We start from the raw sequence: 8080 nt of genomic DNA on the forward strand, positions 1-8080 counted from the left end.
GTGCGCCGACTACGAGGTGTGAGTCCGCGCCGCGGGTGCCGGGGCCGGCTCCGCGTCCGCGGAAGCGGCGGACGCGGTCACGGTCCCGTCGGCGCCGTCGGCCTTCAGCGCACGCGCCTCCGACTTCAGAATGCGCAGCGACTTGCCCAGGCCGCGGGCGGCGTCGGGCAGCTTCTTGGAACCGAACAGCATGATCAGAACCAGCGCCACCACGATCAGGTGCCACGGTTCCAGCCCGTTACGCAACACGGGGATCCTCGCTTCGCTTGGAGCGGGCCCAGGGGTGCGCCTGGAGAGCCCGGAGGGATATGCGTCGACTGTCGCATTGTCACCCGGACGTACGTCCCATCAGCCCCTGAGCTCCCCAAACATCGGCAAAGGCTGTGCATGCCGCGGTCCCGGCCCGCAGCCCGGCCCTCGGCCCCCGCTCCCACTCCCGGCCCTCACCCCTGGCCCTGGTCCAGCTTCTTCCACTCGGGGCTGAGCGCCATGGCCCTGAGACGGGCGATGGTGAACACCGGCGCGGGCCGGGTGGCCGGCCGGTGGTAGCCGCTCGCGTTCAGCTCGGAGATGACGATCCGCCGGCCGTTGGGGCGCAGGATCTGGACGATCCACTGCACGGTCCCGGTACCGCCCTTCTCCGCCGACCCCTGGGAGACCTTCACGCGGGTGCCGTCGGCGAGCGTCTCGGCGCCCGAGAAGAACGTCAGGGTGTCGGGGCTCGTGGGCGACCAGTGCTCCACGTTCACCTCGATCAGCGACTGGCCGTGGCCGTCGTCCACGGCCACCTGCGCGAAGTCCCCCGAGTCGTCCGCGTCGGCGCGGTGCATGCCGGCCGGGATCAGCCCTTTCAGAACGCCACTGATCGCAGGTCCCCGCACGGTGGAACTCGCCTCGCCGGTGGCGGTGGGGGCGGTGGTGGCGGCCGGGGCGGTGGTGGTGCCGGGCAGCGGCTGGTCCGTCGGGGTACCGGCCGGGCCGAGGGCGTCGAAGACGGGCTTCCAGTGCTCCACGCTCACCAGCACGGTCAACTGCGCGGCGGTCAGCGGCGGGTCCGGGCGGGTGTCCGGTGCGCCCTTCTCCGCCGCCGAGTTCCACTCCAGCGCGTCGACGACATGGCCGTCCGGGGTGGTCAGGGTGGCCTGCCAGTTCTTGGTGCTCACCCGGTGGTCCGGGTACTCGTACCCCTTGACCAGGACGAGTACGGAGCCGTCGGCGAGCACGGAGCGGTCGCACGAGTCGTACTGCGCGTACACCCGGTCCGGGCAGCGGGTGCCGGGATCCGTGCCCTTTCCGACAGGGGCGTGGTTCAGGCTGACACTGACCAGCCCCGGCCCGTGTCCGTCGTCGAAGACGACCTGCGCGTACGGGGCTCCGATCGGGTCGCCGGTCCCCTTCCCGCCGCTGCCGCGCCCCTGCTCACCGGTGGTCGTGCCGGGTGGCAGCGCCGACTTGAGCAGGGCGATCATGCGCTGCGCGGTGACCGGCTCACCCGACGCGAGAGCGACGGTCTTCGGTCCGCCCTTCCCGACGGGGCTCTCGTCGACGTGGTGCCCGACCGAGCCCGACAGCCCGCCCGCCATGAGCCCCCCGACGGCGACCAGCGTGAGCGTCGCGGCACCGCCCGCGACGGCGGCCCTGCGGCGCAGCCGCATGACCCGCCCACGCGCCGCACCACCGTCCACCAGCGCCCTGTTGTCGGTGGAGAAGGCGTCGGCCGCCCCGCGTATGGCGTGGCCGAGGTCGTCCTCGAAGGGGTCCGAGGGCGCGAAGGGGTCGAAGGGCACGGGGACCACCGTTTCGTATGGCGTATGGCTTGGGGGTGGGTGGCGAGGGGGCGTGGGGCGTTTGGTGCGGGGGGCGTCGGGGTGTTGTCGGTGATGTTGCCTGTGGGGAGGACCAGGAATCAGTTCGCGGCGAATTCGGCCAGCGTGCCACCGAGCAGTTCGCGCAGTTTCGCCAACGCCCGGACGGAGCGCGTCCGCACGGAGCTGGACGACGCCCGCATCGCGTCGGCGGTCTCCTCGATGCTGCGGTCCTCCCAGTACCGCAGCACCAGCACCGCGCGGTCCTTGGGTGCCAGCCGGCCGAGCGCGTCGAGGAGCGTCAGGCGCAGCGTCGTGTCGACGCCCGCTTCGCCCATCACGTCCGGCAGATCGGCGATGGGGCGTTCGCGGCTGCTGCGCCGTCGCTGGTGCGAGAGGAAGACCCGCACCAGGACGGTCTGCGCGTAGCCGGCCGGGTTGTCGATCTTGGAGGCCCGCCCCCAGACCACATACATCCGGCCGAGGGTCTCCTGGACGAGATCCTCGGCGAGATGAGTGTCACCGCTGGTCAGCAGGCATGCCGAACGGAAGAGATGTCCGGCGCGGTTCGCGGCGAACTCCAGATAGCCGTCCTCGTGCGTCTGCCGCATTCACCCCCCGATCGCCGTGTACACCTCATTGACGCGCCAGAGGTGCCTGAATGTTTCACGGCCCGGAAGGATTTCCGCAAGCTTCCGACGTCAGGCGGCGACGGTGACCGACCCCTGACCGAGAGCGGAGACGACGGCCGGCCCCGTGACGGGAACGGGGGACGCGTCGACCGGCTTGCCGCCGCCCTTGGCGAAGACGATGACCCGCAGGACGATGAAGCGGCCGACACCGGCGAGCCCGGAGGCCGACAGGTACACGCCCTGCTCCAGGAGCGCACCCGGGTTCGGGTGCACCGCGTGCAGCCCGAGCAGCGCGGCGGTGGTGAACAGGTAGCAGATCGCTGCCGTCAGACCGGACTTGACGTGGTCGCTCAGCCGGGCCCGCCCGGCCTGGAAGGTGAAGCGGCCGTGGAGCTCGGTGGCGAGCAGGGTGGAGGCGACGGTCACCAGGGCGTTGGCGAGTGCCAGGGGCAGCCGGTCCGTCAGGAGCAGCAGGACGGCGCTGGACAGCAGCCCCACGCCCCCGCCGCACACGACGAACCGCACGAAGGCCGCTATCGGCCCGGTCCCGCCTCGTGGGTGGTCGGTGCTCCGCTCGATGCTCCCCGTGGTCTCCATGTCCCCTAGGATCCCGTAACCCACTGACAGCGCGCTGACTTTAACTGTCCGGTCGCTGACCGCCCGCTGACACGGGGCCCGCCGAGCTGTCACGATGGGTGAGATCGCAGGAGGAATGCATGACAGAGGTGTTTCTACGGCGTCTGAGCCGCTGGCAGGCCGAGGCGCAAAGAGAGGCCTTCGCAGACCTCTACGTCGAGGCCTACCGTGGCGCCCAGGGCGAGGAGTTCCACAGCCGGCAGAGTTTTCTGGAGCGCTTCGAGGACCATGTCCAGCACCCCGGATTCGATATGACGATCGCAGGCGACCCGGCGCTCGTGGGCTTCGCATACGGCTTTCCTCCCGATCGCGGAGGCGAGTGGTGGCAGGGGTTCGTCGGCGGGGTCCCGCAGGATCTCGAGGAGCACACCGCCTCCGGTCAGGTCTTCGCCGTCGTCGAACTGCTCGTCCTCCCCTCCCACCGCCGCCTCGGGGTCGCGGGCCGGCTGCAGGACATGCTGCTGTCGCGCAGCGACGCGGCCGTCGCGTCCGTGCTGGTCGAGACGCCGAACGCGCCGGCGCTGGCCGCGTACCGGGAGTGGGGCTGGTCGAAGAACGGCGAGGTCCGGCGCCGGCAGGACCACATGTTGTCGGTGCTGGAATCGTGGGGCCGCAGCCTCGCGGATTGACGGAGCCGCGGGCGGTGGGAAGGGCCTGGGCGGCGTGGGAGGGGTTCCCGCGCCGCGGCCCGTCCTCACGGTCCTCACGGTCCTCACGGCAGCAGCAGGGTCTTCCCGACGACGTCGCGGCCCTCCATCGCCCGGTGCGCGTCGGCGGCGCGTTCCAGCGGGAACGTCTGCCCGATGACGGGCCTGATCCGTCCCGCCGCGGCCTCCGCCAGCACGCGCCGCAGCAGCCGGTGGGCGGTGTCGGGCGTGAACTGCGCCTGCTCGATGCCGCGTACGGCCACCTCGCGCCGGCGCGCCTCCTCGGGGTCGATGGACGCGAAGCCACCCGCGGCCGCGCCGTGCGCGGAGAACTGCCCGCCCCGGGCCGTCAGTTCGAACGCGGACCGCCCGATCTCCCCGCCGACGCCGTCGTAGACCATGTCCGGCCCGGCGCCGCCGGTCGCCTCGCGCACCCGCTCCTCCCAGCCCGGCAGCGAGTAGTCGACGACGGCGTGGGCGCCCAGCTCCGCCAGCAGGTCCAGCTTCCGCTTGCCCCGGGCAGCGGCGACGACGCGTTCCCCGGCCGCCAGCGCCAACTGCACCATGAGGATGCCCAGCCCGCCGCCGGCCCCCGTGACCAGCACCCACTCCCCCGGCTTCGTCCGGGCGGCGTCGGCCAGGCCCAGGGCGGTGGTGCCGTCGTGCAGCAGGGCGGCGGCCTCGCGCGGGCCGAGCCCGTCGGGTACGGCCACCAACGCTTCGACGGGCGCCAGAGCGAGCTCGGCGTACCCACCGCGGTCACCCAGGCGGGCGGCGACGGCTCGGCCGACCCAGTCGGACCCGACGCCCTCGCCCACGGAGAGCACCCGCCCGGCGACCGCGCCGCCCGGCACGTACGGCGGCCGCACCGGCATGAAGTCCTGGGCCAGGCCCGCCCGGATCCGCGCCTCGAAGAGGATCACGTCGGCGGCCTCGACCCGCACGACCACCTGACCGGGTCCGGCCACCGGATCCGGCAGTCGCGTCGCCACCAGAACCTCGGGTCCCCCGAACCGCGTCACCTGAATCGCCCGCATGTCCCACACTCCTCGTGGTCGCCACCTGCTGCTTCTTCCACGAGGAAGTCTCGGACTTGAACCAAGGTTCATGTCAAGGAGGGGATCAGGAGGGGATGCGGTCCCGTCAGGCCGCGTCGAGGCGCGCGAGGTCGGCGGCGGTGAGAGTGACGCCGTCGGCCGCGGCCGAGTCGCGGATCGTCGCGGGCCTGCTGGCGCCGGGGATGGGCACGACGACCGGGGACTTCGCCAGCAGCCAGGCGAGAGCGATCCGCTGCGGACCGATCCCGCGATCCCGTGCGACCTCGTGGAAGGCGGCGAAGGGAGTCGTGGGGGCGGCGGTGGTCGGCGCCGGCGGGCCGTCGAGCGAGCTGCGGGAGATGCCGCCGAGCGGGCTCCACGGCAGGAAGGCGATCCCGAGCTCGTCGCACAGCCGCAGCTCGGCCGCACTGTCGCGGACGGCGGGCGAGTACTCGTTCTGCACCGAGGCCAGCCGCCCGCCGAGGATCGCGTCCGCCTCCCGGATCTGGTCGGCGTCCACGTTGGAGACGCCCGCCATCCTGATCGTGCCCGCGTCCAGCAACTCCCGCAGCGCACCCACCGATTCGGCGAACGGAACCCGGGGATCCGGCTTGTGCAGCTGGTACAGCCCGATCGCGGCACCGCCGAGCCGCCGCAGCGACTCCTCGCAGGCCCGCTTCAGCCGCTCCGGATCGCCGTCGACGGTCCACGAACCGTCCCCGGGCCGGCCGCGGCCACCCTTGGTCGCGACGAGAACGGCCGACGTGTCACCGCCGTAGGCGGCGAGGGCGCGGGCGATCAGCGTCTCGTTGTGACCCCGCTCGTCCGCGTGCCAGTGGTAGGAGTCGGCCGTGTCGATGAGCGTCACCCCCGCGTCGAGCGCCGCATGGACCGTGGCGAAGGCCCTGGCCTCGTCCGGCCGCCGTTCGATGGACAGCGGCATGGCGCCGAGGCCGATCGCGCTGACGGGAACGTCACGGATCCGCCGCGCCCCGGCGCCGCTCACACCCGCACTCGTGCCCGTCCCCATGGCCGTCCTCATGCCCGGACCCCCGTCTCGGCGATGGCGCCGGGCAGCCACTCCGTGACGGCGGAGAAGGGAAACCCCAGACCGGTGGCGCGCGAGTTGTCCATCGCGTAGTAGCGGTCGAACGAGAACGGCGACACGTCATCGCCCTGGCCCGCGCGGAGGAACGCCGGTCGCGCCGCCCCGATCCCCGTCGCGACCAGCTCGCTCAGCTCCGCCGCGCTCAGCTCACCGTGCGAGTTGGCGTTGACCGGTCCGGTGAAGTCGGCGCCGGCCGCCCAGTACAGGAACTCGGCGATCTCACGGTCGTGGATGAACGTGGACGGGTACTCCTCGGCGTGCACCACGACGGACCGTCCCGCGCGGACCCGGTCCACGTAGTGGTCCAGCCGCCCGGTGAACTCCTCCGCGCCCCCGCCCAGCACGTGCGCGCTGCGCACGGAGACGAACGCGAAGGCCGGATCCTGACTGAACACGGCCTCCGCCTGCCGCTTGCCCTCGGCGTAGTGCCAGTCCTCGCCGACCAGCTCCTTGAACGCCGCTTCCTCCCAGGGGAGTTCGAGGTCGACCGGCCAGGTGCCGGGATCCACCGCGTCCTCGCCGACCGGGCGCTGGTGAAGGGGGGCGGGGTCGAACGTCGCCGGGTCGTAGACCTCCATCGTGGACGTCATGACGTAGCGCGAGGTGCGATGACGGAAGACGCGCTTGGCGATGGCCGCCTGGCGCGGCGTGTAGCAGACCTGATCGATGACGACATCGAACCGGCGGTCGCCCAGGGCGGCTTCGAGCGCCGCCTCGTCGTCGCGGTCCGCGACGAGATGGGTGACGCCTGGTGGGGGCGGTGCCGAACCGCGGTTGACGACCGTGACGTTGACACCCTCGTCGCGCAGCCGCAGGATCAGCCGCTTGCCGAAGTACCGGCTGCCACCGATGACGCAGACCTCGCGCACGTCGTCCCCCATGCCCCGCACCTTCCCCCACCAGGCAGGACGCCCCCGCCTCCGGTACCAAGTGTTACTGTCCCGAACCGGCATCTGAAGGGGAGATCATGGGACATTCAACGGCGCTGCCAAAAGAACCGCGCCATCTGCGCGGTCTCGCCCACGATTCCTCAGTGGCCCTCGACAGCGTCGATACGCGGCTGCTCGAACTCGTCCAGACCGAGGGCCGGATCACTCTCAGTGAGCTGGGCCGGCGGGTGAGCCTCAGCCCGGCAGCCGTGGCGGAACGGATCCGGCGGCTGGAGGGCAACGGCACCATCACCGGGTACTCCGCCGTGGTCGCCCCGGACCGGCTGGGCTACGGCATGCTCGCGTTCGTCCGGGTGTCCCCGCACGGCGGCTACACGCTGCGACACCCCAGGACGCTGGAACTGATGGAGCGCCCCGAGATCCTGGAGGTGCATCACGTCGTCGGCGAGGACTGCTGGATCCTCAAGGTCGCCGTGGCCGACACCTCGCACCTCGAGGAGATGCTCGAACAGATCTCGGCCCTGGGCCGCACCACGACGTCGATCGTGCTGTCCTCCCCCGTCGAGCGGAAGGTCATCACGCCGATCGACCGCTGAGGGGGCGCCCCCCTCAGGCGCCCCCTCAGGCGTCGCCGGTCCGCCAGGCGTCCGCGCCCGCATGGGTGGCGGCCTGCGAGGCGACCTTCGCCTGCCGGAAGGCGCGCGCGGCGAGTTCGGCCGGCGCCACCTCCATACGACGGACGAACCCCCGCCCCGCGTTCAGCAGCGTGACGCCGATCATGACCGTCCCGGCCAGCCCCAGCACCGCCGCGACGCCGGTGACGGCCACGCCCACCGCGAGCATCCGCGTGTCGACGTCGATTCCGTACGCATTCATCCGATTGATCGCCATGCGCCCAGCCTGCGTGCCCGAACCGTCTTCCGCACGCCGGGCGGGGCCGTCCGGGACACTGATCCGGCGACCACAGCACTCTGACAACTTCCTCACAGGTGCCTGCCAGCCTGTCGATCATGCCGGCTGTCGCGCGGCGACCGCCGGACGCGGCGTCCGCCGGGCGCGACAGCCGCTCCGCCCCCGATCGGCCGTACCCCCGATCGCCGCGTGACCCGATCGACCGTCAACGGAAGGCCCCACCATGTCCTACCTCCGCACCTTGCGCACCGCAGCCGTCACCGCAGTCATCGCCGGCACGGTGCTGCTGCCGGCCACCGGGGCGTTCGCGGCCGAAGCGAGCGCCAAGCCGACCCCCACCCCCACTTCCGCCCCGGCCACCGACGCCCCCCGGCCCGGGCGCGGGTGGGGGTGGTGGTCGGGGCGGGCCGGGG

General features: G+C 72.3%; 10 protein-coding genes and 1 pseudogene. 3 read left to right on the forward strand and 8 right to left on the reverse strand.

From position 1 onward, the window contains the following. Window positions 1–9: 9 nt before the first annotated feature. From tatA to O3X23_RS04920, 4 genes are all read right to left on the reverse strand, one after another. Window positions 10–249 carry a Sec-independent protein translocase subunit TatA gene (tatA, locus tag O3X23_RS04905; protein WP_269269843.1) on the reverse strand — a complete coding sequence of 80 codons (240 nt, stop codon included), beginning with the start codon at window positions 247–249 and terminating at the stop codon, window positions 10–12. Between the two features lie 194 nt (window positions 250–443). Continuing rightward, on the reverse strand, window positions 444–1787 hold the full coding sequence (locus O3X23_RS04910) for a hypothetical protein (protein WP_269269844.1): 1344 nt from the start codon (window positions 1785–1787) through the stop codon (window positions 444–446). Between the two features lie 119 nt (window positions 1788–1906). Further along, a complete protein-coding gene (locus O3X23_RS04915; RefSeq protein ID WP_269269845.1) occupies window positions 1907–2416 on the reverse strand; it encodes a SigE family RNA polymerase sigma factor in 510 nt (169 codons plus the stop codon). A 90-nt stretch (window positions 2417–2506) separates the two neighbouring features. Beyond that, on the reverse strand, window positions 2507–3034 hold the full coding sequence (locus O3X23_RS04920; RefSeq protein ID WP_269269846.1) for a GtrA family protein: 528 nt from the start codon (window positions 3032–3034) through the stop codon (window positions 2507–2509). Between the two features lie 119 nt (window positions 3035–3153). Between O3X23_RS04920 and O3X23_RS04925 the strand changes: the two genes are divergently transcribed. Then, the gene (locus tag O3X23_RS04925; protein ID WP_269269848.1) at window positions 3154–3702 is read left to right on the forward strand and encodes a GNAT family N-acetyltransferase; all 549 of its coding nucleotides are present in this window, start codon (window positions 3154–3156) and stop codon (window positions 3700–3702) included. An 83-nt stretch (window positions 3703–3785) separates the two neighbouring features. On the opposite strand, the gene O3X23_RS04930 is transcribed toward O3X23_RS04925, so the two are convergent. From O3X23_RS04930 to O3X23_RS04940, 3 genes are all read right to left on the reverse strand, one after another. Further along, window positions 3786–4757: a zinc-binding dehydrogenase gene (locus O3X23_RS04930; RefSeq protein ID WP_269269849.1), complete on the reverse strand. Its 972-nt coding sequence runs from the start codon at window positions 4755–4757 to the stop codon at window positions 3786–3788. Window positions 4758–4863: 106 nt separating this feature from the next. Further along, window positions 4864–5787 (reverse strand): aldo/keto reductase, encoded by a 924-nt coding sequence (locus tag O3X23_RS04935; RefSeq protein ID WP_269269850.1) that lies wholly within the window; start codon window positions 5785–5787, stop codon window positions 4864–4866. An 8-nt stretch (window positions 5788–5795) separates the two neighbouring features. After that, on the reverse strand, window positions 5796–6746 hold the full coding sequence (locus tag O3X23_RS04940) for an NAD-dependent epimerase/dehydratase family protein (RefSeq protein WP_269269851.1): 951 nt from the start codon (window positions 6744–6746) through the stop codon (window positions 5796–5798). Window positions 6747–6832: 86 nt separating this feature from the next. Here O3X23_RS04940 and O3X23_RS04945 point away from each other — a divergent pair, with 86 nt between their 5' ends. Further along, window positions 6833–7351, forward strand: coding sequence for an Lrp/AsnC family transcriptional regulator (locus O3X23_RS04945; RefSeq protein ID WP_269269852.1), 519 nt, complete (start codon window positions 6833–6835; stop codon window positions 7349–7351). A 25-nt stretch (window positions 7352–7376) separates the two neighbouring features. Here the strand turns inward: O3X23_RS04945 and O3X23_RS04950 are convergent, their stop codons facing one another. Continuing rightward, complete coding sequence (locus O3X23_RS04950) at window positions 7377–7646, reverse strand: hypothetical protein (protein WP_269269853.1); 270 nt, start codon at window positions 7644–7646, stop codon at window positions 7377–7379. Window positions 7647–7890: 244 nt separating this feature from the next. Here O3X23_RS04950 and O3X23_RS04955 point away from each other — a divergent pair. After that, a pseudogene (locus O3X23_RS04955) lies at window positions 7891–8080 on the forward strand (hypothetical protein); the annotation flags it as partial.

The organism is Streptomyces sp. H39-S7 (genome assembly GCF_027158205.1).
GTDB lineage: Bacteria > Actinomycetota > Actinomycetes > Streptomycetales > Streptomycetaceae > Actinacidiphila.